General features: G+C 69.5%; 25 protein-coding genes. 3 read left to right on the forward strand and 22 right to left on the reverse strand.

Features of this window, described 5'->3' with window-relative positions:
• Window positions 1-3: 3 nt before the first annotated feature.
• The 13 genes from nusB to RAC69_RS01810 all read right to left on the reverse strand — a co-directional run bounded on the left by nusB (window position 4) and on the right by RAC69_RS01810 (window position 12,426).
• Window positions 4-414 (reverse strand): transcription antitermination factor NusB, encoded by a 411-nt coding sequence (gene nusB / locus RAC69_RS01750; RefSeq protein ID WP_096716109.1) that lies wholly within the window; start codon window positions 412-414, stop codon window positions 4-6.
• Window positions 415-417: 3 nt separating this feature from the next.
• Window positions 418-978 carry an elongation factor P gene (gene efp, locus RAC69_RS01755; RefSeq protein WP_091233358.1) on the reverse strand — a complete coding sequence of 187 codons (561 nt, stop codon included), beginning with the start codon at window positions 976-978 and terminating at the stop codon, window positions 418-420.
• 75 nt (window positions 979-1,053) lie between these two features.
• Entirely contained in the window at window positions 1,054-1,491 is a 438-nt protein-coding gene (gene aroQ / locus RAC69_RS01760) for a type II 3-dehydroquinate dehydratase (RefSeq protein WP_375084707.1), read from the reverse strand.
• On the reverse strand, window positions 1,488-2,576 hold the full coding sequence (gene aroB / locus RAC69_RS01765; protein ID WP_375084708.1) for a 3-dehydroquinate synthase: 1,089 nt from the start codon (window positions 2,574-2,576) through the stop codon (window positions 1,488-1,490). The genes aroQ and aroB overlap by 4 nt, the downstream gene beginning before the upstream one ends.
• Window positions 2,573-3,091: a shikimate kinase gene (locus RAC69_RS01770; protein ID WP_375084709.1), complete on the reverse strand. Its 519-nt coding sequence runs from the start codon at window positions 3,089-3,091 to the stop codon at window positions 2,573-2,575. The genes aroB and RAC69_RS01770 overlap by 4 nt, the downstream gene beginning before the upstream one ends.
• A complete protein-coding gene (gene aroC, locus RAC69_RS01775) occupies window positions 3,075-4,304 on the reverse strand; it encodes a chorismate synthase (RefSeq protein ID WP_341934413.1) in 1,230 nt (409 codons plus the stop codon). The genes RAC69_RS01770 and aroC overlap by 17 nt, the downstream gene beginning before the upstream one ends.
• 48 nt (window positions 4,305-4,352) lie before the next feature.
• Complete coding sequence (locus RAC69_RS01780) at window positions 4,353-5,168, reverse strand: shikimate dehydrogenase family protein (RefSeq protein WP_375084711.1); 816 nt, start codon at window positions 5,166-5,168, stop codon at window positions 4,353-4,355.
• Window positions 5,165-6,733 (reverse strand): endolytic transglycosylase MltG, encoded by a 1,569-nt coding sequence (gene mltG, locus RAC69_RS01785; RefSeq protein ID WP_375084713.1) that lies wholly within the window; start codon window positions 6,731-6,733, stop codon window positions 5,165-5,167. The genes RAC69_RS01780 and mltG overlap by 4 nt, the downstream gene beginning before the upstream one ends.
• Window positions 6,734-6,735: 2 nt before the next feature.
• Window positions 6,736-7,209, reverse strand: a complete 474-nt coding sequence (gene ruvX / locus RAC69_RS01790) for a Holliday junction resolvase RuvX (protein ID WP_341934410.1) — start codon at window positions 7,207-7,209, stop codon at window positions 6,736-6,738.
• On the reverse strand, window positions 7,206-9,866 hold the full coding sequence (alaS, locus tag RAC69_RS01795; RefSeq protein ID WP_375084715.1) for an alanine--tRNA ligase: 2,661 nt from the start codon (window positions 9,864-9,866) through the stop codon (window positions 7,206-7,208). The genes ruvX and alaS overlap by 4 nt, the downstream gene beginning before the upstream one ends.
• A 73-nt stretch (window positions 9,867-9,939) precedes the next feature.
• The gene (locus RAC69_RS01800; RefSeq protein ID WP_096716118.1) at window positions 9,940-10,128 is read right to left on the reverse strand and encodes a hypothetical protein; all 189 of its coding nucleotides are present in this window, start codon (window positions 10,126-10,128) and stop codon (window positions 9,940-9,942) included.
• A 116-nt stretch (window positions 10,129-10,244) separates the two neighbouring features.
• Window positions 10,245-10,874, reverse strand: coding sequence for a 30S ribosomal protein S4 (gene rpsD, locus RAC69_RS01805; protein ID WP_096716119.1), 630 nt, complete (start codon window positions 10,872-10,874; stop codon window positions 10,245-10,247).
• Between the two features lie 160 nt (window positions 10,875-11,034).
• Window positions 11,035-12,426: a replication-associated recombination protein A gene (locus tag RAC69_RS01810; protein WP_375084716.1), complete on the reverse strand. Its 1,392-nt coding sequence runs from the start codon at window positions 12,424-12,426 to the stop codon at window positions 11,035-11,037.
• 109 nt (window positions 12,427-12,535) lie between these two features.
• Between RAC69_RS01810 and RAC69_RS01815 the strand changes: the two genes are divergently transcribed.
• The 3 genes from RAC69_RS01815 to RAC69_RS01825 all read left to right on the forward strand — a co-directional run bounded on the left by RAC69_RS01815 (window position 12,536) and on the right by RAC69_RS01825 (window position 14,913).
• A complete protein-coding gene (locus tag RAC69_RS01815; protein WP_375084718.1) occupies window positions 12,536-12,853 on the forward strand; it encodes a hypothetical protein in 318 nt (105 codons plus the stop codon).
• Window positions 12,854-12,944: 91 nt separating this feature from the next.
• Entirely contained in the window at window positions 12,945-14,300 is a 1,356-nt protein-coding gene (locus RAC69_RS01820) for a DUF349 domain-containing protein (RefSeq protein ID WP_375084719.1), read from the forward strand.
• A gap of 61 nt (window positions 14,301-14,361) precedes the next feature.
• Window positions 14,362-14,913 carry a hypothetical protein gene (locus tag RAC69_RS01825; protein ID WP_375084720.1) on the forward strand — a complete coding sequence of 184 codons (552 nt, stop codon included), beginning with the start codon at window positions 14,362-14,364 and terminating at the stop codon, window positions 14,911-14,913.
• On the opposite strand, the gene RAC69_RS01830 is transcribed toward RAC69_RS01825, so the two are convergent.
• From RAC69_RS01830 to RAC69_RS01870, 9 genes are all read right to left on the reverse strand, one after another.
• On the reverse strand, window positions 14,900-17,149 hold the full coding sequence (locus RAC69_RS01830; RefSeq protein WP_375084721.1) for a RelA/SpoT family protein: 2,250 nt from the start codon (window positions 17,147-17,149) through the stop codon (window positions 14,900-14,902). The genes RAC69_RS01825 and RAC69_RS01830 overlap by 14 nt on opposite strands.
• Window positions 17,150-17,217: 68 nt before the next feature.
• The gene (gene secF / locus RAC69_RS01835) at window positions 17,218-18,207 is read right to left on the reverse strand and encodes a protein translocase subunit SecF (RefSeq protein ID WP_375084722.1); all 990 of its coding nucleotides are present in this window, start codon (window positions 18,205-18,207) and stop codon (window positions 17,218-17,220) included.
• Window positions 18,207-19,937, reverse strand: coding sequence for a protein translocase subunit SecD (secD, locus tag RAC69_RS01840; protein ID WP_375084724.1), 1,731 nt, complete (start codon window positions 19,935-19,937; stop codon window positions 18,207-18,209). The genes secF and secD overlap by 1 nt, the downstream gene beginning before the upstream one ends.
• A 52-nt stretch (window positions 19,938-19,989) precedes the next feature.
• Window positions 19,990-20,400: a preprotein translocase subunit YajC gene (yajC, locus tag RAC69_RS01845; protein ID WP_375084725.1), complete on the reverse strand. Its 411-nt coding sequence runs from the start codon at window positions 20,398-20,400 to the stop codon at window positions 19,990-19,992.
• 79 nt (window positions 20,401-20,479) lie between these two features.
• Window positions 20,480-21,505 carry a Holliday junction branch migration DNA helicase RuvB gene (ruvB, locus tag RAC69_RS01850; RefSeq protein ID WP_375084727.1) on the reverse strand — a complete coding sequence of 342 codons (1,026 nt, stop codon included), beginning with the start codon at window positions 21,503-21,505 and terminating at the stop codon, window positions 20,480-20,482.
• Entirely contained in the window at window positions 21,498-22,103 is a 606-nt protein-coding gene (gene ruvA / locus RAC69_RS01855) for a Holliday junction branch migration protein RuvA (protein ID WP_341934399.1), read from the reverse strand. Before ruvA ends, ruvB begins: the two co-directional genes overlap by 8 nt.
• A gap of 9 nt (window positions 22,104-22,112) precedes the next feature.
• Entirely contained in the window at window positions 22,113-22,694 is a 582-nt protein-coding gene (gene ruvC, locus RAC69_RS01860) for a crossover junction endodeoxyribonuclease RuvC (protein WP_375084728.1), read from the reverse strand.
• 45 nt (window positions 22,695-22,739) lie between these two features.
• Window positions 22,740-23,501 carry a YebC/PmpR family DNA-binding transcriptional regulator gene (locus RAC69_RS01865; RefSeq protein ID WP_341934397.1) on the reverse strand — a complete coding sequence of 254 codons (762 nt, stop codon included), beginning with the start codon at window positions 23,499-23,501 and terminating at the stop codon, window positions 22,740-22,742.
• 101 nt (window positions 23,502-23,602) lie between these two features.
• Window positions 23,603-24,208, reverse strand: a complete 606-nt coding sequence (locus RAC69_RS01870; RefSeq protein WP_375084730.1) for a hypothetical protein — start codon at window positions 24,206-24,208, stop codon at window positions 23,603-23,605.
• Window positions 24,209-24,231 lie beyond the last annotated feature (23 nt).

Consider the following 24,231-nt stretch of genomic DNA (forward strand, 5'->3'; position numbering starts at 1 on the left):
AGCTCAGGCCGCTCGGGCCACCCGCGCGAGCACGCCGTGCACGAACGCGCCCGAATCGTCGGTCGAGAACTCCTTGGCGAGCTCGACCGCCTCGTCGATCGCGACGGCCGTCGGCACCTCGTCGTTGAAGAGGATCTCCCAGACGCCGATCCGCAGCAGGGCCCGGTCGACCGCGGGCATCCGCTCCAGCTTCCAGTCGCGGCTGTGGGTGGTGATGTGCTCGTCGATCTCGTCGCGGTGGTCGATGATGCCGTCGACCACCTCGCGGGCGTACAGCCAGGAGGCCTCGCGAGCGGGCTCACTGGCAGCGCGCGACGCCTCGGCGGCGAGGGTGACCGCCAGGTCGTCGCCGCGGACGTCGGACGAGAACAGGATGTCGAGTGCGCGCTTGCGCGCCTTCGTGCGGGCGCTCACGCCTTACTTCTCGCGGCCGAGGTAGTCGCCCGTGCGGGTGTCGACCTTGACCTTCGTGCCCGCCTCGACGAACAGCGGGACCTGGATCTCGTAGCCGGTCTCGAGCGTCGCGGGCTTCGTGCCGGCCGACGAGCGGTCGCCCTGCAGACCGGGCTCGGTGTAGGTGATCTCGAGGATGACCGACGCGGGGAGGTCGATGTACAGCGGGTTGCCGTTGTTGAGCGCGATCGTCACCTGCTGGTTCTCGAGCAGGAAGTTCTTCGCGTCGCCGACCGTCGGAGCGCCGACCGTGATCTGGTCGAAGTCGGTCTGGTCCATGAAGACGTAGCCGTCGCCGTCGGTGTACAGGTAGGTGAAGTCGCGGCGGTCGACGTTCTCGATCTCGATCTTCGCGCCGGCGTTGTAGGTGCGGTCGACGACCTTGCCGGAGACGACGTTCTTCAGCTTGGTGCGCACGAACGCACCGCCCTTGCCGGGCTTCACGTGCTGGAACTCGATGACGCTCCAGAGCTGTCCATCGATGCTGAGGACGACGCCGTTCTTGATGTCTGCGGTAGATGCCATGCGCGGAAGTTCCGTTTCGTGAGTCCGTGGGGCCGCTCTCATCCGGGTGGAGACCGGGGCGGCCGACAGTCGATTCTACGGGATGAGTGCGGCGAGCTGTCGCACGGCGGCCTCGTAGCCCGAGACGCCCTCCCCGATCACGCGCACGGCCGCCACGTCATCGAGGTAGGAGTGGTGGCGGAACTCCTCGCGGGCGTAGACGTCCGAGATGTGCACCTCGGCGAACGGGAGAGCCACCCCCGTGAGGGCGTCCCGCAGCGACACCGAGGTGTGCGTGAGGCCACCGGGGTTGATGACGATCGCCGCGCAGTCCTCCCGCGCGGCGTGGATCGCGTCGATCAGGACGCCCTCGTGATTGCTCTGGATCGCGCGGAGCTCGAACCCGAGCGAGGCCGCGGCGTCGGTCGTGAGGGCGACGACGTCGGCGAGCGTCGCGGTGCCGTAGAGCTCCGGTTCCCTGGTTCCGAGCAGATTGAGGTTCGGACCGTTGACGAGGAGGATCCGCCGCGTCACGCCCCCACCTCCTGGTACGCCGCGAACAGCAGCGACTCGTCGGGTGCCTGGAGCACGGTGGGCTTCGCGATGTCGTCGAGCAGGATGAAGCGCAGCATGCCGCCCCGGCTCTTCTTGTCGCGCTGCATCGTCGCGAGCAGCTGCGGCCACGCGCCGGCGCGGTACGAGGTGGGCAGACCGAGGGACTCGAGGACCGACCGGTGGCGCTCTGCCGCGGCGTCGGGGAGGCGCCCCGCGAGGCGGGAGAGCTCGGCGGCGTACAGCATCCCGACCGAGATGGCGGCGCCGTGCCGCCAGCGGTAGCGCTCCGCGTGTTCGATCGCGTGACCGAGCGTGTGACCGTAGTTCAGGATCTCCCTCTGACCGGCCTCGCGGAAGTCGTCGGAGACGACCTCCGCCTTCATGCCGATGGCCAGCTCGACCGCGCGGCGGAACTCGTCCGTCGTGGTGTCGACGGCGCGCTGCGGGTCGGCCTCGATGATGTCGAGGATCTCCGGCGCCCAGATGAACCCCGCCTTCACGACCTCCGCGTAGCCCGCGGTCGCCTCGTTCGGGCTCAGGCTGCCGAGTTCGTCGAGGTCTCCGATCACCGCACGCGGTGCCCAGAACGCGCCGACGAGGTTCTTGCCCTCGGCGGTGTTGATCCCGGTCTTGCCGCCCACGGCGGCATCGACCAGACCGAGCACCGTCGTCGGGACCTGCACGACCTGCACGCCGCGCAGCCATGTCGCGGCGACGAAGCCGGCGAGGTCGGTCACGGCGCCGCCGCCGTACCCGATCACGGCATCCGTCCGTGTGAAGTCGGCCTGCCCCATCACCTGCCAGCAGAACGCCGCGACCTCGATACGCTTGCCCTGCTCCGCGTCCGGCACCTCGGCGAGGAGCACTTCGCGCTGGCCGTTCGCCGTGTCGGCGAGCAATCGGTCGCGCAGCTCGGCGGCGCGGGCGGCCAGCGTCGGCGGATGCACGACGAGCACCTTGCGCACTCCGGGATCCAGCGCCCACGACACCCGGTCGAGGATGCCGCGGCCGATCGCGATGTCGTACGGTGTCTCCCCCATCACGCTGATGGTCGTGGTGCTCATTCCAGTCCTCTCCTCCACGCGGCGATCTCCTCCGCGATCCGCTGCATCGGTCGACGCGACGTGTCGACCGTGACCGATGCCACTTCTTCGTACCAGCCCCGGCGCTCCTCGAAGATGCGAGTCCACGCGGTCACGGGGTCGTCTCCCGCGAGAAGCGGTCGCCCTCCCCCGCCGATCCGATGCACGACCGCCTCGGGTGCGACGGTCAGGAACACGACGGGGTGCTCGGCGAGCAGGGCCCGTGTGTCCGCGTCCGTGACAGCTCCTCCGCCCAGGGAGATCACGCCGCCCTCGGCCAGCGCCGCGGCGACCGCCTCCCGCTCGAGCTCGCGGAACCGCGACTCCCCGAACTCGGCGAAGATCTGCGGGATCGGACCGTGCGCGCTGACGACCCGCTTGTCGGTGTCGACGAAGGGGACACCGAGTCGGCGTGCCACCCGACGACCCACACTGGTCTTGCCGGCGGCCATCGGGCCGACCAGCACCAGCGTCAGCGGGTCAGCCTCGCTCGTCATGCGCGATGAGCGCCGCCTCGGAGGCCGGAGCCGTGCGCAGCTCGGCCGGGATGGCGTCGAGGTACGACTCGAGGTTGCGGCGGGTCTCGCCGACGCTGTCGCCGCCGAACTTCTCGAGCACGGCGCGGGCGAGTTCGATCGCGACCATGGCCTCCGCGACCACGCCTGCTGCGGGGACCGCGCACACGTCGGAGCGCTGGTGGTGCGCCGTGGCGTCCTCACCGGTCGCGACGTCGATCGTGCGCAGCGCGTGCGGGACGGTGGCGATCGGCTTCATCCCGGCGCGGACGCGCAGGACGGTACCCGTCGACATCCCTCCCTCGGTGCCGCCTGCGCGGTCGGAACCGCGGGTGATGCCGTCGCCCGTCGCGAACAGCTCGTCATGGGCGGCCGAGCCGCGGCGGCGGGTCGTCTCGAAGCCGTCGCCGACCTCGACCCCCTTGATCGCCTGGATGCTCATGAGCGCCTGCGCCAGACGGGCGTCGAGGCGGCGGTCCCAGTGCACGTGCGATCCGAGCCCCGGCGGCAGGCCGTACGCGAGCACCTCGACGATGCCGCCCAGCGTGTCGCCGTCCTTCTTCGCGTCGTCGACCTCGGCGACCATACGTGCGGAGGTCTCGGCGTCGAAGCAGCGCAGCGGATCGGCGTCCAGAGCCTCGACGTCGTCTGGCGTGGGCAGCTCGGCGTCCTCCGGCACCCGCACGGGGCCGATCGACAGGGTGTGACTGACGAGACGGATGCCGAGCTCGCCGAGGAACGACCGCGCGACCGCTCCGAGCGCCACGCGGGCTGCCGTCTCCCGGGCGCTGGCACGCTCCAGGATCGGTCGGGCCTCGTCGAAGTCGTACTTCTGCATGCCGACCAGGTCGGCGTGACCCGGCCGCGGACGGGTGAGCGGGGCGCTCCGTCCCCGCGACCGGTCGGTGAGCTCGATGGGCTCGGGGTTCATGACCTCGATCCACTTCGGCCACTCGGTGTTGCCGATGCGCAGGGCGATCGGGCTGCCGAGCGTCTTGCCGTGCCGCACGCCGCCCGAGATGGAGAGCTCGTCCTGCTCGAACTTCATGCGCGATCCCCGGCCATAGCCGAGCTTCCGTCGCGCCAGGTCGGCCTGGATGGCCTCGGACGACACCGGAACACCCGAGGGCAGGCCCTCCATGACGGCAATGAGTTCTGGGCCGTGCGATTCGCCGGCCGTGAGCACGCGGAGCATTGCTCTAGTCTCCCATGAGCCGCGACCCCGCTCGTGCCCCGTGTCGTCCTACGACCGCAGAACCCCGCGCATCGCCTCGACCATGCTCTCTTCGTCGGGCAGGGCGCGGTCCTGATCGCCGTGGTGGAAGATGCGGATCTGACGCACGGCCTGGTGCAACAGCATCCCGAGACCCGAGATCGATCGGCCGGGCCACCGCGCGGCGAGGGTGGACGGCCACGGCGCGTAGGCGACGTCGAACAGCACGCCGCCGTTCTCGCCGAGCCGTGCGACCACGCGCTCGTCGAGCGACGTCCCTGTGGGCAGCGTGGCGATCGTCACGGCCACAGGCTCGGCCGAGGCGTCGAAGGTCTGCACGGAACCGGTGAGCCCCAGACGCACGGCGAGACCGAGCAGCCCCTCGGCGCGGCGCGGGCGACGTGCGCGCACGTCGACCCGTCGCGCGCCCATCTCGGCGACGGCCACGAGAGCGGATGCCGCCGTGGCGCCGGCCCCGAGGATCCGAACCGAGTCGACGTCCGCGATGCCGTCCTCACCCAGTGCGTCGATGATCCCGCCCACATCGGTGTTGAAGCCCTGCGGCCCGTCGGCGAGGAGCAGGGTGTTCACGGCGCCCGTGAGGTCGGCGTGCCGGTCGCGGATCACCGCCGCCCGGTGCGCCTGCTCCTTCAAGGGCATCGTGAGCGAGAGGCCCCGCCAGGAGTCGTCGAGAGACGCCAGCGCATCGCCGAACGCGACCTCGTCGACCCGGCGCCTGGTGTACTCCCAGTCCAGGCCGAGTGCGCGGTAGGCCGCGCTGTGCAGCTGCGGGGAGCGGGAGTGCGCGATCGGGTCGCCCCAGACAGCGAGGTTCGACCGGGTCATCCCGCCGAGCATCCTCCGTCGGGGTTCTCCTGGCACCACTTCTCCCACTTCTCCACGCCCTGGAGGTGCTCCTCGTAGGTTTCCGAGAACTGCGTCTCACCGGTCGCGAGGTTGATGGTGACGAAGTAGAGCCATGGCCCCTCGGCCGGACTCATCGCCGCCTTGATGGCCGCGTCGCTCGGGCTCGCGATCGGTGTCACGGGAAGCCCGACGTTGACGTAGGTGTTCCACGGGTTCGGATCAGCGAGCGCCTCGGCGGAGCTCGACACGACGCCCTCATGCAGCGAGCCGTAGCCGTACTGCGCCGTCGAGTCCATCTGCAGCTTCATGTCGATGTCGAGACGGTTCTGGATCACGCGAGACACCTTCGCGAAGTCCGCCGTGGCTCCCTCGCGCTGGATGATCGAGGCGATCGTGAGGATGCGCTGGGCATCCTCCGCCGGCACGCCCGCCGCGTTCAGCGACTCCCACGTACGGTCCACCATGCGCTGGATGACCTGCTGGGCCGTGACGCCGGGGTCGAACGTGTAGACGGCGGGGAACAACCAGCCCTCGAGGCTCTGCGCGTCGACGCCGTAGGCGGCCGGCCCGAGGTCGATGGCCGCCTGGAAGTCCTCCACCGGCATCCCCAGCGACTCCGCGATCGTCGGGAGCGACGACTCGATGGTCGCCCCCTCGGACACGCTCGCTGAGTTCTCCCTCTTGTTCTCCGGGTTCTGGAGGGCCTCGAGCGCCGCTTCCGCCGTCATCTTCTCCTGCAGGCTGTAGATGCCCGGGTAGAACGTGACTGCGATGTTCTCGTCGACGAGGTAGTTGTAGAAGACGTCCTCGGTTCGGGTGACGCCCGCGTCGAACAGCGACTTGGAGACCGGCCCTCCCGTGTCGCCCTCCTTGATGGTGACGAGCACCTCGCCGGTGGCCTGACCGGGCTCCCAGTCGTCGGGCTCGCCCCACCCCATCGCGTCGCTGATCTTGTCGCCGTAGGTGTTCCACGCCCACACGCCGCCGGCGACGATGCCGCCGATCACCGCGAGCACGATGATGAGCGCCACGAGACACCCGGTGCGGCGCTTCTTCTTCGGAGCGGCGGGCTTGTCTTGGTCGCGGGAGTCATCGTGGAAGAGATCGTCGAGGCTGCCGCTGCGAGCCGGCGTTTCCGTCGCGAGGTCGTCGGACCGCGGAGATCCTGTGGCGTGCGCCGGCTCCGCCGATCGTGCGGGCCCGGCAGCCCGGGCACTGCTCGACGTCGCGTCCGGCTCCCCCGATGCGGCGGGCGTGGCTGGCGTGGTCGACGCCGTTACCGGGACGGCGCGTGTCGGTGTGCCGGCCTCCTCATGACCGACGGGAGACGCGTGCGCCCCGTCGTCGGCGGGGCCGGCGGATGGCTCGTCGAGCCTGGCGCCCGAACGCGTCGCGGCCTCGCGCGCCGCACGACGCGACCCCGGGGCCGGCGGGGTGTTGTCCACCGTCGGGCTCTGCTGCGTGGGGTCGGGGAGGTTCTCGAACAGGTCACCCAGGCGGGCGTCCGGATCGTGCTGAGGGGAGGCACTCTCACGTTCGGGCATTGTCAGGGGGACTCCTCGTCGAGCGGAATCGTGGCTCCGGGCGGGTTTCCGGTGCTCTTCTCCGTGTCTATCGCCTGCTGCAGCAGCACCACGGCGGCGACCTGATCCACAATGCTACGAGAATTCTTCTGGGTTCTGCCCGAAGATCTCAGGGCGGCGTGTGCCGTCACCGTGCTCAGTCTCTCGTCGACCAGGCGGATCGGCAGGCCGAGACGGTCCGCCAGGGCCGCCGCGAAGTCGCGCGCGTCCGTGGTGGAAGCGGTGTCGGCGCCCTGCAGGTTCACCGGCAGACCCACGACCACTTCGAGGGGTTCGTGCTCCGCGACGATCTCCGAGATCCGAGCGATCGACGCGTCGTCCCGCGTGACCGTCTCGACGGGCACAGCGAGCATGCCGTCGGGGTCGCACCTCGCGACGCCGATCCGTGCGCGACCGACGTCGATCCCGATCCGCACACCGCGCCGGAAGCCGGTCACGCTGCCTGCAGCTCCTGCGAGACGGCCTCGAGCGCCGCACCGAGCGCTGCGGCGTCGGTGCCTCCGCCCTGCGCGACGTCGTCGCGTCCGCCTCCGCCACCGCCGAGCACCGATGCGGCGCGCTTCGCCAGCGCACCCGCCTTGGCACCGGCGGAGCGGGCGGCGTCGTTCGTGGCGACCACGACGACCGGCCGGCCGTTCACCACTCCGCCGAGCGCGACGACCGCGGCATCGGAGCCGAGTCGGTCGCGCACACCGAGGACGATGTCGCGCAGGTCGTCCGCCGAGGCGAGCTCGCCGAGCGACTGCGCAGCGATGCGGAAGGATCCGACGCGCGTCGCGGCCTCGGCGATCGCGGGCACCTGACCGGCGCGCTCCTTCGCCTCGAACTGGGCGATGCGCTTCTCGGCGGCCTTCAGGCTCGACGACAGGTCGGCGACGCGCTCGACGAGCTGGTCGCGCGGTGCCTTCAACGACGCGGTGAGCTGCGACACGAGAGCACGCTCGGCGGCGAGCTCGCGGAACGCGTCCTGTCCGACGAGTGCCTCGATGCGGCGATTGGAGGCGCCGACCGACGACTCCCCCACCAGGCTCACGAGACCGATCTCGGAGCTGCTCGCGACATGCGTGCCCGCGCAGAGCTCACGCGACCAGGGACCGCCGATGTCGACCATCCGCACGACGTCGCCGTACTTCTCGCCGAACAGCGCCATGGCGCCGGCTTCCTTCGCCTCGTCCAGCGTGACGATGCGCGTGGTGACCTCGAGCGCGTCGTGGACGGCGCGGTTCGTGATCTCCTCGATCTCGGTCTTGGTGTCGGCGGACAGCGCCTGCGACCAGGAGAAGTCGAAGCGCATGTACCCGGCTCGGTTCAGGGAGCCGGCCTGAGTGGCCGTCGGGCCCAGGGTGTCGCGCAGCGCGGCGTGCACCAGGTGCGTCGCCGAGTGCGCCTGCCTGGCCGCGCGTCGGTTCGCCGCGTCCACGATCGTCGTCGCGGTGTCGTCGACCGACACGGATCCGCGGGTCACCTCGACCGTATGGCTGATCAGACCCGGTACGGGCTTCTGCACGTCGAGGACCTCGAGCTCGTAGCCGGGGCCGACGATCACGCCCTTGTCGGCCACCTGACCGCCCGACTCCGCGTACAGCGTCGTCTCGGCGAGCACGACTTCGGCGATCTGGCCCTCGGAGGCGCTGCGGACGACCTGGCCGTCGACGAGGATGCCCAGCACGCGCGAGTCGACCTCGAGCTCGGAGTAGCCGTCGAAGCCGGTCTCGCCCAGCGCCCGGAGGTCGCGGTAGACCGAGACGTCGGCGAGCTGACGCTTGCGGTTGCGGGCGTCGGCCTTGGCGCGGTCGCGCTGCTCCTTCATGAGCGAGTCGAAAGCCGCACGGTCGACCTCGAGCCCTGCTTCCTCGGCGACCTCGAGCGTCAGGTCGATCGGGAAACCGTACGTGTCGTGCAGCAGGAACGCCTCGCGACCGCTGAGCGCGCTGCCGCCGCCCTTCTTCGTCTCGTCGAGCGCGAGATCGAGGATGGTCGATCCCTGCGCGAGGGTGCGCCGGAAGGTCTCCTCCTCGGCGAATGCCGCGGCGGAGAGCGTCGACCAGTCGGACTCGAGCACCGGGTACGCCGTCTTCATAGCGTCGCGCGACGCGGCGAACAGCTCGGGGAACGACGGAGCGTCGACGCCCAGCAGCCGCATCGCGCGGACCGTGCGGCGCATCAGGCGGCGCAGGATATAGCCGCGCCCCTCGTTCGAGGGACGGACACCGTCGGACAGCAGCATGAGCGACGAACGCACGTGATCGGCGACCACACGGAACCGCACATCGTCCTCGTGCGCCGCCCCATAGCGTCGACCGGACAGCTCGACCGCGCGGTCGAGCACCGGACGCACCTGGTCGGTCTCGTACATGTTCTCGACGCCCTGCTTGAGGAAGGCGACGCGCTCGAGGCCCATGCCGGTGTCGATGTTCTTCATCGGCAGCTCGCCGACGATGTCGAACTCCGTCTTGCCGCGGATGTTCTCGATGAAGTCCTGCATGAACACGAGGTTCCAGATCTCCAGGAACCGGGTGTCGTCGGCGGCCGGACCGCCGTCCTTGCCGTATGAGGGTCCGCGGTCGAAGAAGATCTCGGAGTCGGGGCCACCCGGACCCGGCTGACCCGTGTTCCAGTAGTTGTCGGCGCGCCCCAGGCGCTGGATGCGCTCGGGCTTCAGACCGATGATGTCGCGCCAGATGAACTCCGCCTCGTCGTCGGTCTCGTAGACGGTGACCCAGAGGTCCTTCTCGTCGAAGCCCAGACCGCCGTCGGACTCGGAGCTGGTGAGCAGCTCCCAGGCGTAGCGGATCGCCCCCTCCTTGAAGTAGTCGCCGAACGACCAGTTGCCGAGCATCTGGAAGAACGTGCCGTGCCGGGCCGTGCGACCGACCTCTTCGATGTCGTTCGTGCGGATGCACTTCTGCAGGTCGGCGATGCGCGGGTGCGGCGCGGGGACGACGCCCGTGAGATACGGGATCATCGGCACCATGCCGGCGACGGTGAACAGCAGCGACGGGTCGTCGCTGACGAGCGACGAGGACGGGACGATGAGGTGGTCGTTCTTCTCGAAGTAGTCGAGGTAGCGCTGCGCGATCTCCGCAGTGTTCATGGGTGTGCCGGGTGTCCTTGCGTACGGGATGGGGGATGCGGGCAGGCGGATGGCGCGTCGAGGCGCCGCCCGCTCAGTCGTCTGCGGGGTCGGTGAGTCGCGCCTGCTGCTCGCGGTAGGCGTCGCCGATGATCGTCGTGAACTCGTTGATCCGGGCGTCGACCTCGGCGAGGATGTCGTGCCCGCGCGGGTCCTTGTTCATGAAATGCGCCGCGACGAAGCCGCCGATCACGCCGATCAGGAACCACAGCACGTTCTTCATGTCGTCATCCTCGTGTCAGACCCGCGGAGGCGCGGTCTCTCCATCGTATGCGGAAACGGCAGAAGGCGCCGGGTGACCCCGACGCCTTCTGCTGTGTTGCGGATCCTGTGTGGGGATCAGCGAGCTGCGTAGTACTCGACGACGAGCTGCACTTCACAGGTCACGGGGACCTCGGCGCGCTTCGGGCGACGGACCAGGCGAGCCTGGAGCTTGTCGAGCTCGACCTCGAGGTAGCCCGGAACGGGAGGCAGGACCTCGGCGTGACCGCCGGCGGCTGCGACCTGGAAGGGCTCGGTGCCCTCGCTCTTGGCCTTGACGTGGATGAGCTGACCCGGCTTCACACGGAACGACGGGCGGTCGACGAGCTGACCGTCGACGAGGATGTGACGGTGCACGACGAGCTGGCGAGCCTGCGCGGTGGTGCGGGCGAATCCCGAACGCAGCACGAGGGCGTCGAGACGCATCTCGAGGAGCTCGACGAGGTTCTCACCGGTCAGGCCGTCCTGACGACGCGCCTCGTTGAAGGTGTTGCGCATCTGCTTCTCGCGGATGCCGTACTGCTCGCGAAGACGCTGCTTCTCGCGCAGCCGGACGGCGTAGTCGCTGTCTGCCTTGCGCTTGGTGCGGCCGTGCTCGCCGGGAGCGTAGGGACGCTTCTCGAGGTAGCGGGCGGCCTTCGGGGTGAGGGCCACGCCGAGGGCGCGGCTGAGACGGACCTTGCGGCGGTCCTGGGACTTCGTGGTCACGAAGCTGTCCTTCCGATGACGCGGTCGCGGCTTTCGCGACTCGCGGACGTATCGCCGCGTTCTGCCTCGGAGCGCACGCCGGGGCGCTGTCGAGGTGTGGTGTGAACGAGGAGATGCCCGAAAACTCGGTTTCGAGCCGCTCGATCTTATCAGATCCGACTCAACGCCCGTCGAGGATGCGCCGGATCCGCTCCAGTCGCGCGGAGATGTCGCGCTCGGCGCCGAGGTTCTTCGGCTCGTAGTAACGACGACCGCGCAGCTCGTCGGGGAGGTACTGCTGCGGGAGGATGCCGAACTCGCTGTCGTGCGGATAGACGTAGCCGCGTCCGTGACCCAGGCGCTTCGCACCCGGGTAGTGCGCGTCGCGGAGGTGCAGCGGCACCCGCCCGAAGCCTCCGGCGCGGATATCGGCGATCGCGGCGTCGATGCCCGAGTAGGCGGCGTTCGACTTCGCGGTCGTCGCGAGATAGACGGTGGCCTCCGCCAGCGGGATCCGCCCCTCCGGCATCCCGATGAACGCCACGGCATCCGCCGCCGCGACGGCGATCGAGAGCGCCTGCGGATCGGCGAGACCGACGTCTTCCGACGCGGAGATCACGAGCCTCCTGGCGATGAAACGCGGATCCTCCCCGGCCTCGATCATCCGGGCGAGGTAGTGGAGGGCGGCGTCGGGGTCGGAGCCGCGGATCGACTTGATGAAGGCGCTGATGACGTCGTAGTGCTCATCGCCCTGACGGTCGTAGCGGAGCAGGGCCTTGTCGACGGCCTGCGCGACGTCGTCGGCGGTGACCGCCGGGGCAGCCGTATCGTCGACCCCGGTGTCGGAGTCGTCCCCGGCGTCGGAGTCGTCCTCGGTGCGGGGCGACCCGCTCGCAGGCGACAGCGCGACCGCCGCTGCGGCCTCCAGACCCGTCAGCGCACGACGGGCGTCGCCGGAGGCGAGACGGATGAGGGCCGACCGCGCGTCGTCGGCGAGCGTCACGGTGCCGTTGAGACCTCGCGCGTCACCCACCGCCCGATCGACGAGCACGCCGATGTCGTCGTCCGTGAGCGGCTGCAGCGTGAGCAGCAGCGAGCGGGACAGCAGCGGGGAGATGACCGAGAACGACGGGTTCTCGGTGGTCGCGGCGATGAGGATGACCCAGCCGTTCTCGACGCCGGGCAGGAGTGCGTCCTGCTGCGCCTTCGTGAACCGGTGGATCTCGTCGAGGAAGAGGATCGTGGTCTGGCCGTACAGGTCGCGCTGGGTGATCGCCTCCTGCATCACCTCGCGCACGTCCTTCACGCCGGCCGTGATCGCCGAGAGCTCGACGAAACGGCGCCCCGACGAGCGGGCGATGGCCTGCGCGAGGGTTGTCTTCCCTGTGCCGGGTGGTCCCCACAGGATGATCGACACGGCCCCGGGCGACGACGCGGCCGGGTCCGCCAACGCCACGATCGGCGACCCGGCGCGGAGAAGATGCTTCTGACCGGCGACCTCGTCGAGCGACACCGGGCGCATGCGCACGGCGAGGGGCGTCTGCCCGGAGAGCAGAGCGGCGGCGGAGGTCATCGTCCCAGGCTAACGCGGCCCGCCGACACAGTGACCGGCTCGAACGGACCGCGCGGCGACGATAGGCTCTCAGGCGACGCGCCGTCGCGCGTCGGAGAGGGAGTGGGGCATGGCCGCACGCGGGTCCAGGAACGCACAGCGTGCACGCACCGAAGCGGAGCGCGCACGCCTTCACAACGCCCGACGCGACTGGCACGACCGTCAGATCGCTCGGCGGACGCGCGACAACGTGATCGCCGTCGTCGTGGGTGTCGTCATCGTGGCTGGTGCGATCGTGAGCCAGGTCGTGCACGCGCAGGTGACCGCTCCCGAGCCGACCCCTACCCCCAGCCCCGGCGTCGAGCAGACCGAGGACCCCGGCGAGCAGATCCTGCCGAGCGAGACCCCGGTACCCGAGCCGATCCCCACGGAGACTCCGGCCGAGTGAGTCCGGTCGGCCACACGCGCGGACGCCGCGCGTACTAGGCTGAGGCTCGTCCTTTCCGCCTCCCGCGGTACGACCGCGCAAGGAGAATCACGTGTCTGCCAACGAGCCCGCGAAGCCGACTCCCCCCGTTCCCGCTCCCCCGGCGAAGCCCATGCCGCGGAAGCTGCCGACCCCGGCCGCTGCCGCTCCGGTCGCCGCCGCGATCCCGACGCCGTCGACAGACGCCGCCGAGTGGGGGCGGGTCTCCGAAGACGGAACCGTGGAGGTCCGCGAGGGCGACACGTGGCGCGTCGTCGGACAGTACCCCGACGGCACGCCTGACGAGGCGCTGGCCTACTTCGTGCGCAAGTACGACGACATCGCGTTCAAGGTGGTCGCGCTCGAGCAGCGCCACCAGGCCGGCGGCGCCTCGGCAGCCGACCTCGTAAAGCAGTCGAACCACCTGATCGAGGAGGCGACGGATGCCGCCGCGGTCGGCGACCTCGCGGGTCTCCGCGATCGCCTCACCGCACTGACGTCCTCGCTGTCGGAGGCCACCGCGCAGGAGGCCCAGCAGGCGAAGGAGCTCGTCGAGCAGGCCATCGCCGAGCGCACCGCCCTCGTCGAGCGCGCCGAGGCGATCGCGGCCCGCGACCTCTCCAAGGTGCAGTGGAAGCAGGTCACCGCGGAGCTCACCGAGCTCTTCGAGACGTGGCAGGCACAGCAGCAGTCGGGACCCCGCCTGTCCAAGGGCATCTCCCAGCAGCTCTGGAAGCGATTCCGCGACGCCCGGTCGACCGTCGACAAGGCGCGCCGCGCGTTCTACTCGGAACTCGACGATGCGCACAAGACCGCCCGCGATGCGAAGACCCGCCTCGTCGAGCGTGCCGAAGCCCTCGCGCCGCGCGGCGTCGACGGCATCCCCTCGTACCGCTCCCTGCTCGACGAGTGGAAGAACGCGGGACGCGCCGGCCGCAAGGCCGACGACGCACTGTGGGCGCGCTTCAAGGCCGCCGGCGACGCGCTCTACGCCGCACGAGCCGAACAGGCTGCGGCCGAGGAGGCCGACTCCGCCCCGAAGATCGAGGCCCGCCAGGCGCTCCTCGAAGAGGCCAAGGCCGTCGCCGACGAGCGCGACATCAAGCGCGCCCGCGCACTGCTCACCCGCATCCAGCGTCAGTGGGACGAGGTCGGCCGCATCTTCCCGCGCGACAAGGAACGCGCGCTCGACGACCGCCTGCGCGTGATCGAGCAGGCGCTCAAGGCCCGCGAGGACGTGGACTGGAAGAAGAACAACCCCGAGACCAAGGCCCGCGCCAACGACATGAGCTCGCAGCTGCTCGAGGCGATCGAGAAGCTCGAGTCCGAGCTCGCCGCCGCCGAGAAGTCCGGCGACAAGAGGGCCGTCAAGGCGGCATCCGAGGCCCTCGAGGCACGTCGCACGTGGCTCAGCGCCCTGGGCGGCTGATCTCTCCACAGATCCCACCGCACCGACAGAAGAGCGGGATGCACTGCGCCACACTGGCGTGATGCACCCCGCTCTCCTGTATCTGCCCGGCGGACGGCTCACTCTCCCCGAGCTGTCGGCCGCCCGACTCGACGGCCATCTCGTGGAGCTCGGCGAGGGGTACGTCCCGGCGGACCTCGTCGATTCTCCTCATGCCCGGGCCGCGTCGATCGCCGCGGTCGTGCCCCGGAACACCGCCGCCTGCGGCCCGTCCGCCGCCTGGGTGCATGGAGCGGGTGACCGCCCGCCGGCCCGTCACCACGTGCGACGCGCCGTGCCGCACCGCCTGCGGCTGGATCTGCCGCCGCGCGTCGTGCTGCACGACACCGCACTCCCGCAGGGAGATGTCGTGCAGCTCGGCGGCATCCTCGTCATGAGTCCGGTTCGCACGATGGTCGATCTGGCGCTGGGTCTGCACAGGGACCCGACCCGACGTCAGTGGATCGACCTCCTCGCCGACACGGACCCCGGGCTGCTCGACCGCGCTGCGACGGCGATAGATGCGATGCAGCGCATGCCCGGGGCGAGAGTCGCCACGGCCGCGCTGCAGCGTGCGGTCGTCAGGACGAGGTGACGCGGTACACGTCGTACACCGCGTCGATGCGGCGGACCGCGTTGAGGACCCGGTCGAGGTGCACGGCGTCGCCCATCTCGAAGACGAAGCGACTGAGAGCGAGACGCTCGTCGGTCGTGCTGACCGTCGCCGAGAGGATGTTGACGTGGTGCTCGCTGAGGACGCGGGTGACGTCGGAGAGCAGACCGGAGCGGTCGAGCGCCTCGACCTGGATCTGCACACGGAAAACGCTCTTGGTCGTGGGAGCCCAGGAGACGTCGACGAAGCGGTCCTCCTCACTCGACAGCGCCTTGACGTTCACGCAGTCGGCGCGGTGAACGGAGACGCCGCTGCCGCGCGTGACGAAACCGACGATGTCGTCGCCGGGCACCGGGGTGCAGCACTTGGCGAGCTTCACGAGGATGTCGGCGGCGCCGCGCACGAGCACGCCGGAGTCTCCGCTGCGCGGCTCACGCGACGGCATCGCGCCGGGAAGGTCGATCGGCCCCGTGGCCGGATCGTCTGTGGCGACGAGTGCGGTGACCTTCTCGAGCACCGACTGCGTGGACACGTGTCCCTCACCGACGGCGGCGTAGAGCCCCGAGACGTCCTCGTAGTGCAGCTGGTGCGCGACCTCGGCGAACGAGTCCTGATTCATGAGGCGCTGCAGCGGCAGGTTCTGTCGGCGCATCGCGCGGGCGATGGCCTCCTTGCCCTGCTCGATGGCCTCTTCGCGACGCTCCTTCGTGAACCAGCCGCGGATCTTGTTCCGGGCTCGCGTGCTCTTGACGAAGCCGAGCCAGTCCTGGCTCGGGCCCGCGTCGGGGTTCTTGGAGGTGAACACCTCGACCACGTCGCCGCTCTTGAGCTCCGATTCGAGCGGCACCAGGCGCCCGTTCACCTTCGACCCCATCGTGCGGTGGCCGATCTCGGTGTGGACGGCGTAGGCGAAGTCGACGGGGGTCGCACCCGCCGGCAGCCCGATGACGCGGCCCTTCGGGGTGAAGACGTAGACCTCTTTCGCGCCGATCTCGAAGCGCAACGAGTCGAGGAACTCCCCCGGATCGGCCGTCTCTGCCTGCCAGTCGGAGATGTGGGCGAGCCACGCCATGTCGCGGTCGGCCGCGCGGACCTCGGCCTTGCCGCCGTTCATCCGCTCCTTGTACATCCAGTGCGCGGCGACGCCGTACTCCGCCTGCTGGTGCATCTCGTGCGTACGGATCTGGATCTCGACCGTGCGACCGGAGGGGCCGATCACCGTCGTGTGCAGCGACTGGTACAGGTTGAACTTCGGGGTCGCGATGTAGTCCTTGAAACGACCGGGCAGCGGCGTCCACCGCGCATGGATGGCGCCGAGGACCGCATAGCAGTCGCGGACCGAGGACACGAGCACACGGATGCCGATGAGGTCGTAGATGTCGTCGAACTCGCGACCGCGCACGACCATCTTCTGGTACACGGAGTAAAGCTGCTTGGGGCGTCCGACCACCTTGCCGCGGATGCGCAGATCGCGCAGGTCCTCGTCGATCTCCTCGACGACCTGGCCGAGATACTTCTCGCGCTGCGGCGTGCGCTGAGCGATGAGGTTGTGGATCTCGTTGTAGATCTTCGGGTGCAGTACCGCGAACGACAGGTCCTCGAGTTCGGACTTGATCGCCTGGATGCCGAGCCGGTTCGCCAGCGGCGCGTAGATCTCGAGAGTCTCCTTGGCCTTCTTCGCCGCCTTCTCCGGCGGCACGAAGCCCCAGGTGCGCGCGTTGTGCAGCCGGTCGGCGAGCTTGATGAGCAGGACGCGGATGTCCTTCGACATCGCGACGATCATCTTGCGGACCGTCTCGGCCTGGGCGCTCTCGCCGTACTTGACCTTGTCGAGCTTGGTGACGCCGTCGACGAGCATCGCCACCTCATCGCCGAACTCGGCGGTGAGGTCGGTCAGGGCATACCCGGTGTCCTCGACCGTGTCGTGCAGCAGCGCGGCAGCGATCGCGCGGGGCCCGAGACCCATCTCGCCGAGGATCTGAGCGACGGCGAGAGGGTGGGTGATGTACGGCTCGCCGCTCTGCCGCTTCTGGCCCTCGTGCTTCTCCTTGGCGACTGCGTAGGCCCGCTCGATCACGGCCAGGTCGCCCTTGGGGTGATTCGTGCGAACGGTGCGGATCAGGTTGTCCAGGTCGTTGACCCGGGGCGCACGGGAGAAGATGCGGGGAACCAGTCGCCTCAGGCTCGATCCCTGCGACGTCGTCTGCGGTTCCGCCATCCGCTCACCTCCCCAATCAGAACAGCTTACGCGTGCTCAGCGGGGTGCGGCCCCGCTGAGCGGGACGATCAGACCTCGACGGCCGCGCGCTCGCGCGTCTCGCGCACACGCGCGTCGCGAGCCTTGATCTGCGGCTCGTTCTCGCGGAACAGCGAGTAGAGCGGAGCGGCGACGAAGAGCGTCGAATAGGTCGCGACCAGGATACCGACGAAGATCGACAGCGAGATGTCGGTCAGCGTCTCGGCACCGAGCCAGAACGAGCCGATGAACAGGATCGCGCCGACGGGCAGCGCAGCCACGACGGAGGTGTTGATCGACCGGACGAGCGTCTGGTTGACGGCGAGGTTGACGGACTCCCCGAACAGGCGCGCCGACTTCTCTCCGTCTTCCGTGGTGTTCTCGCGGATCTTGTCGAACACGACCGTGGTGTCGTACAGCGAGTACGCGAGGATCGTGAGGAACCCGATCACAGCCGCGGGAGAGATCTCGAATCCGGCCAGCGCATACACGCCGACGGTGATCACGAGCACATCCAGCAGACCGAGGATGGCGGCGGCGGACATCTTCCACGTGCGGAAGTAGATCGCGAGAATGAGGAACGTCAGCGCGAGGAAGATCGCGAGGCCCCACAGTGACTGCTTCGTGACGTTCTCGCCCCACGCCGGGCCGATGAACGACGAGGTGACGGCATCCCCGTCGACCTTGTAGGCGTCGGCGAGAGCCGCGGAGACCTGCTGGGTCTCGGCCGCGCTCATCTGGTCGGTCTGGACGCGGATGTCGGAGCCGTTGACGACGACCACCTTGGTGGCGGCCTCGGGGACGACGGACTGCACGGCATCCGTCGCCGTCTGCTGGTCGGTCGTGTCGGGAGCCTGCACCGTGAACTGGGACCCGCCCGTGAACTCGATCGAGAACTGGATGGGACGGATCAGCGGCACGAGGGCCGAGCCCACGACGAGGGCGATCGCGATGATGAACCACAGGCGGCGCTTGCCGACGAACGGGAAGGACGTCTTTCCCGTGTAGAGGTTGTTTCCGAACTCGTTCATGGAAGCCATCACGCGTCCCCCTCACTTCCGGTGCTGGTGCGTTTCTCACCGGCGAGTGCCTCGGCGCGCTTGCGCTCCGCGATGGTCTGACGACGATCGGCTTCCCCGCGCGAACGGGCGTTCTTCGCGTTGCGCCCCGTCGAGGTCGTCGCGACCTCGCGGAACTGCGAACGGCTGCGGTACACGGCGCCCAGGGACTCCGGGTCGAGCCCGGAGAGCTTGTGGCCGCCGCCGAAGAAGCGCGTGCGTGCGAGGATCTGCATCACCGGGTGCGTGAAGATCACGAAGATGAGCACGTCGATGACGGTGGTGAGGCCGAGCGTGAACGCGAAGCCCTTCACGGTCGCATCCGCGAGGATGTACAGCACGACGGCCGCGAGCACGTTGATCGACTTCGAGATGTAGATCGTGCGCTTGGCTCGACCCCATCCGTCCTCGACCGCCGCCGTGATCGACTTGCCGTCTCGCAGCTCGTCTCGGATGCGTTCGAAGTAGACGATGAACGAGTCGGCGGTGAATCCGATCGACACGATGAGACCCGCGACGCCGGCCAGCGAGAGGCGGAAGCCGAGACGCCACGCGAGGATGCAGATGACGATGTACGTGAGAACCGCCATCACCGCGATCGACGCGATGATCACCGTACCGAGCGCGCGGTAGGAGAAGAGCGAGTACACCGCGACGAGCGCGAGGCCGATGAGGCCGGCGATGAGGCCGATCTGCAGCTGCTGCGTGCCGAGCGTCGCCGACACCGTGTCGGAGCTCTGCACCTCGAAGCTGAGCGGCAGCGCACCGAACTTCAGCTGGTCGGCGAGTGTGGTCGCGGTCTCCTGCGTGAAGCTGCCCGAGATGCTGGGGCGTCCGTCGAGGATCTGCCCGTTCATGACCGGCGCGCTGATCACGGAGCCGTCGAGCACGAACGCGAACTGGTCGCGCGGCGAGAGGTTGGCGATACGGTTCTGGTTGAGACGCGTGCTGACCTTGCCGAACGCGTCGGTGCCGTCGGCGTTCATCGTCAGCTGCACGATCCACGCACCGGAGCGCGGGTCGCGGCCGGCCTGTGCGTCGGTGATGGCCTGGCCGGTGAGCTCGGTCGGGCCGAGGATGTACTTCGCCTGACCGGTCGGGTCGCACGCGATGAGCGGCTGGTCGGCCGGCTCCCGGGACGGGTCGTTCTCCGGGTTCGCGCAGTCGTACGCCTGGAACTCCGCGGCCAGCTTCTCGCTCACCCAGGACAGGTCGCTCGGGTCGGTCGGCTCCGCCGTCGGGGTGTCGCTGAGCGAGTCGTCGGGCGTCGGGTACGGCGTCTCGTTTCCGTCCTCGCCGATGAACGTGTTCGTCCCCGCGGTGGTCGCGAGCACGGGCCGGAACTGGAGCTGCGCGCTCGACTGGATGCGCTCGCGCGTCTGGTCGTCGGCCGCACCGGGGATCTGCACCACGATGTTGCGGCCGCCCTCGGTGGTGATGTCGGCCTCGGCGACACCGGACGCGTCCACGCGCTGACGGATGATGGCCGCGGCCTGGTCGAGCTGCTCGGACGACGGCGCAGCGCCGTCCTCGGTCTCGGCACTGAGGATGATCTGCGTTCCGCCCTGGAGATCGAGCGCGAGCTCAGGAGCCCAGGAGCTCTTCTGGAAGCCGTAGACGCCGATCGCGTTGATGCCGAACAGGACGCCCGTCACCAGGAGGAGTCCGAGGAGGACCCGCCAGGCGTGACGGACCGGGGAGGAAGTGGCCACGTGTGATCAGCTTTCTGAGATGCCGGAGTGCCGAGTGCTGCGGAGAGCGGTCTTACTTGTCGTCGGCGTCCCGCTCGAGACGGCGACGCGTCTCCTCGGGGGTCTCGACGGCGGGAGCGTCGTCGACGACGGGGGTCTCTTCCACGACGACGGGCGTCTCGTCGCCCACGACGTCGACGCCGTCGGTGAGGTCCTTGGGCTCGACGATGCGGAGGATGGCCTGGCTGTGCACCTCGATGACCGTGCCGGGGGCGATCTCGACGAGCGCGGGCGAGTCGAGGTCGTCGTGGTCGTAGGCGACGATGGTGCCGTAGATGCCGCCCTGCAGGAGCACCTTCACTCCGGGCACCGTCTTGGTCGCCTTCTCCTCCTGCTCCGCCTTCATCTGCTTCTGGCGACGACGGCCGTTCACGAACATGAAGACGACGAGGACGGCGAGGAGGCCGAAGAGGAGGATTTCCATGGGCATGAGGGCAAGCGCCTTTCTCAGGTGCACGCACCAGCCATGGGCGCACAGTTCTATCGGGGGAAGTCTTCAGCGATTATAGGTCATCGAGGCGAAGCGCCCCGTCCGGGTGCGCGACGCCGAGATGGGTGTACGCCTCCGGCATCGCGACGCGTCCGCGCGGGGTACGTCCGAGGAAGCCGATCCGCACCAGATAGGGCTCGACCACGCTCTCGACGGTCTCGGCCTCTTCGCCGACCGCGACGGCGAGCGTGCTGAGCCCGACCGGACCTCCGCGGAAGCGCCGCACGAGGGCTTCGAGCACGGCACGGTCGAGGCGGTCCAGCCCGATCGGGTCGACGTCGTAGAGCTCCAGCGCCGCGCGCACGTCGGCGAGCGAGGCGGCGCCTCCGCCGTGCACGAGAGCGTAATCCCGCACCCGGCGCAGCAGCCGGTTCGCGATGCGGGGCGTGCCGCGCGAGCGACGGGCGATCTCCGCGAGCGAGTCGCCGGGGAGGTCGACCCCGAGCACCAACGCCGACCGCGCGATCACCTGCTCCAGCTCGGTCTCGTCGTAGAACTCCAGGTGCCCCGTGAACCCGAAGCGGTCGCGCAGCGGATTCGGCAGGAGTCCCGACCGCGTCGTCGCTCCCACGAGAGTGAACGGCGCGAGGTCGAGCGGGATGCTCGTGGCCCCGGCACCCTTGCCGACCATGATGTCGATCCGGAAGTCCTCCATCGCGAGATACAGCATCTCCTCGGCGGAGCGCGCCATGCGGTGGATCTCGTCGATGAAGAGGACCTCGCCCGGAACCAGGCTCGACAGGAGCGCTGCGAGATCGCCGGCGTGCTGGATCGCCGGGCCGCTGGAGAGGCGCAGCGGCCTCTCGCTCTCGTGCGCCACGATCATCGCGAGCGTCGTCTTGCCGAGGCCCGGTGGGCCGGCGAGGAGGATGTGGTCCGGCGGGCGACTCTGGATGCGGGCGGCGTCGAGCAGGAGCTGCAGCTGTCCTCTGACCTTCTGCTGTCCGACGAAGTCGCCGAGGCTGGTGGGCCGGAGCGCTCCCTCGATCGCGAGCTCGGTCTCGTCGACCGGCTCCGTCGCATCCCTGGCGTCAGACACGCGCCGGCCCCAACAGCGCGAGCGTGCGCCGCAGCAGCGGGGCGACCGCGGCGCGTTCCGCCTCAGACGCCTCCTCGGCCGTCTGGGCCGCAGCCTCGGCCGCCACCTTCTCGGACCAGCCGAGCCCGACGAGCGCGGCGGTGACCTGCGAGACGACATCCGAGCCCGCTCCGGCCGCCGGCTTCGACGCAGGGCCGCTCGGGTGCACCTTGCCCGCGAGCTGCACGACGATGAGCTTGGCGGTCTTCGGGCCGATGCCGGAGACGCGCCGGAACGGTGCGTCGTCCTCCGCCGTCACCGCCTCGGCGATCTGATCGACCGTCAGGTGCGACAGCACGCCCAGCGCGGATTTCGGCCCCACCCCGGTGACGCTGATGAGCAGACCGAAGATCTCCAGCTCGTCACGCTCAGCGAACCCGTACAGCGAGAGCGCATCCTCGCGGACGATCAGACTCGTGTGCAGCTGGAGCCGCTCCCCCACGGTCGCGGTGTGTGCGACATCGGCGGGCACCGCCACCGAGAAGCCGACGCCCCCGACGTCGACGACGACGTGATCGGACGACGAGTGCAGCACGGTTCCGTGCAGGGAGGAGATCATCCTCCCAGCCTAGACGCGCGATCGTACGTATGTTCGAGCGACACGCTCGGCATCCGCCCACGCCCGCTGAGCGGGGGTGAGCGCGTCGGCGCCGGGCGCGGATGCCGCGCCGCGCCGCCAGGCGTGACACAGTGCGATGGCCAATGCGTCGGCCGCATCCGCCGGCTGCGGAGGCTCGTCGAGGCGCAGGATACGGGCGATCATGGCTTGGACCTGCTTCTTGTCGGCGGAGCCGTAGCCGGTCACCGCCGCCTTCACCTCGCTCGGCGTGTGGGTCGCAGCCGGGAGGCCTGCTTCGGCGGCGAGGAGCAGCGCGACACCGCTCGCCTGCGCCGTTCCCATGACGGTATGGGTGTTCTGGTGCGCGAAGACGCGCTCGACGGCCACCGCGTCCGGTCGATGCGCCGCGAGAACCTCGCGGATGCCGGCGGCGACGGCAGCCAGACGCTCGCCGATCGGCGCATCGGGGGACGAGCGGATCACACCGACGTGCACGAGCGTCCCGCGGCGGGCGCGGTCGACATCGACGACGCCGATGCCGCAGCGGGTCAGGCCGGGATCGATGCCGAGCACGCGCAGCGAGGAGGTCACTCCCCCAGGGTAAGCCGCTCGGCGTCCGACCCGGATCCGGCGCGCCTAGTCCTCGTCGTTCTCGAGTTCGGCCTGCACCTCGGGGGTGAGGTCGAAGTTCGTGAAGACGTTCTGCACGTCCTCGCTGTCCTCGAGGGCGTCGATGAGACGGAACACCTTGCGTGCGGTGTCGGCGTCGATCTCGACCTTGAGGTTGGGAACGAACTCCACGTCTGCCGACTCGTAGTCGATGCCGGCGTCCTGCAGAGCCGACCGCACGGTGACGAGGTCCGTGGCCTCGGTGACGATCTCGAAGCCCTCGGCGTGGGGCTCGATCTCCTCGGCGCCTGCCTCCAGGGCCGCCATCATGACGTCATCCTCGGTGGTGCCCTCGGAGTTCACGACGATGACGCCCTTGCGGCTGAAGTTGTAGGCGACGCTGCCCGGATCGGCCAGCGTGCCGCCGTTGCGGCTGAGCGCCGTGCGGACCTCGGCGGCCGCGCGGTTCTTGTTGTCGGTCAGACACTCGATCATGAGCGCCACTCCGTTGGGTCCGTACCCTTCGTACATGATCGAGGTGTATTCGACGGCCTCGCCGCCGATGCCCGCGCCGCGCTTGACCGCGCGGTCGATGTTGTCCTTCGGGACAGACGTCTTCTTGGCCTTCTGCACGGCGTCGAACAGCGTCGGGTTGCCGGCGAGGTCGGGACCGCCGAGCTTGGCGGCGACCTCGATGTTCTTGATGAGCTTCGCCCACGACTTGGCACGGCGCGCGTCGATGACGGCCTTCTTGTGCTTGGTCGTGGCCCACTTGGAATGCCCGGACATAACTCTCCGCTCGTCGTATCCGCCCGGGGACTCGCCCAGGGCGTCGACCAGTCTATCGAACGGCGCCGCGGCCCGTTCCGCGCCTTGTCAGCGCGCGAGCGTCAATCGCGCGGATCACGTCCCGCGAGCATCACCGGGATCGCTCCGACCTGCAGCATCACACGGGGGCGGTCCCCCAGCGCGACGCGCACATGCTCCGCGATGAAGCCCCGCTCCTGCTCTCCCGGTTCGCCCTGCGCGCTCACGCCGACCGCGGCGTTCGCCTGCTGGACGAGCGTCATCATCATCGGAGCGTACTGGCGCAGCCGATCGGCCTCGCTCTCGTCCCCGACCGCTTCGGCCGTCTGCCGCTCGCCCTTCGTCTGCGCATCGGCAGCATAGACGTGGGCCGCGCCGAACGCGGCCTGATCACGGGGCGACGCCGCAGGATCGTGGACGTCGTAGTAGCGCCCCACTTCGTCGGAGAGCCACGGCACGAGGGGAAGGAGGGCCTCCTGCTCATCCTCGTCGAGCTCCCGGCCGTCCAGCGCAGCGCCGAAGGCCCGACCGACGGCATCCATCCATCCCTCCAACGCCGCGATGCGCGCCCCGTCGGGAGCCTGACCGGTGATCATCGCCCTCGATCGGTCGAACACGTAGAGCCGCTGCAGGTTCATGTGCATGGTGTTGAGTGCGATCATCTGCCATTCGCGCGCCGAGGACGTCATCCGACGAGCCTAACGACCCGTGG

Origin of the sequence: Microbacterium sp. LS_15 (assembly GCF_041954735.1) — a bacterium.
GTDB lineage: Bacteria > Actinomycetota > Actinomycetes > Actinomycetales > Microbacteriaceae > Microbacterium.

Excerpts from the sequence above, each read along its gene's own strand:
- efp (WP_091233358.1), bottom strand. The coding sequence starts at position 978 with ATGGCATCTACCGCAGACATCAAGAACGGCGTCGTCCTCAGCATCGAT.
- aroB (WP_375084708.1), bottom strand. The coding sequence starts at position 2,576 with ATGAGCACCACGACCATCAGCGTGATGGGGGAGACACCGTACGACATC.
- RAC69_RS01770 (WP_375084709.1), bottom strand. The coding sequence starts at position 3,091 with ATGACGAGCGAGGCTGACCCGCTGACGCTGGTGCTGGTCGGCCCGATG.
- aroC (WP_341934413.1), bottom strand. The coding sequence starts at position 4,304 with ATGCTCCGCGTGCTCACGGCCGGCGAATCGCACGGCCCAGAACTCATT.
- RAC69_RS01780 (WP_375084711.1), bottom strand. The coding sequence starts at position 5,168 with ATGACCCGGTCGAACCTCGCTGTCTGGGGCGACCCGATCGCGCACTCC.
- mltG (WP_375084713.1), bottom strand. The coding sequence starts at position 6,733 with ATGCCCGAACGTGAGAGTGCCTCCCCTCAGCACGATCCGGACGCCCGC.
- alaS (WP_375084715.1), bottom strand. The coding sequence starts at position 9,866 with ATGAACACTGCGGAGATCGCGCAGCGCTACCTCGACTACTTCGAGAAG.
- RAC69_RS01800 (WP_096716118.1), bottom strand. The coding sequence starts at position 10,128 with ATGAAGAACGTGCTGTGGTTCCTGATCGGCGTGATCGGCGGCTTCGTC.
- RAC69_RS01810 (WP_375084716.1), bottom strand. The coding sequence starts at position 12,426 with ATGACCTCCGCCGCCGCTCTGCTCTCCGGGCAGACGCCCCTCGCCGTG.
- RAC69_RS01815 (WP_375084718.1), top strand. The coding sequence starts at position 12,536 with ATGGCCGCACGCGGGTCCAGGAACGCACAGCGTGCACGCACCGAAGCG.
- RAC69_RS01825 (WP_375084720.1), top strand. The coding sequence starts at position 14,362 with ATGCACCCCGCTCTCCTGTATCTGCCCGGCGGACGGCTCACTCTCCCC.
- RAC69_RS01830 (WP_375084721.1), bottom strand. The coding sequence starts at position 17,149 with ATGGCGGAACCGCAGACGACGTCGCAGGGATCGAGCCTGAGGCGACTG.
- secF (WP_375084722.1), bottom strand. The coding sequence starts at position 18,207 with ATGGCTTCCATGAACGAGTTCGGAAACAACCTCTACACGGGAAAGACG.
- yajC (WP_375084725.1), bottom strand. The coding sequence starts at position 20,400 with ATGGAAATCCTCCTCTTCGGCCTCCTCGCCGTCCTCGTCGTCTTCATG.
- ruvA (WP_341934399.1), bottom strand. The coding sequence starts at position 22,103 with ATGATCTCCTCCCTGCACGGAACCGTGCTGCACTCGTCGTCCGATCAC.
- RAC69_RS01865 (WP_341934397.1), bottom strand. The coding sequence starts at position 23,501 with ATGTCCGGGCATTCCAAGTGGGCCACGACCAAGCACAAGAAGGCCGTC.
- RAC69_RS01870 (WP_375084730.1), bottom strand. The coding sequence starts at position 24,208 with ATGACGTCCTCGGCGCGCGAATGGCAGATGATCGCACTCAACACCATG.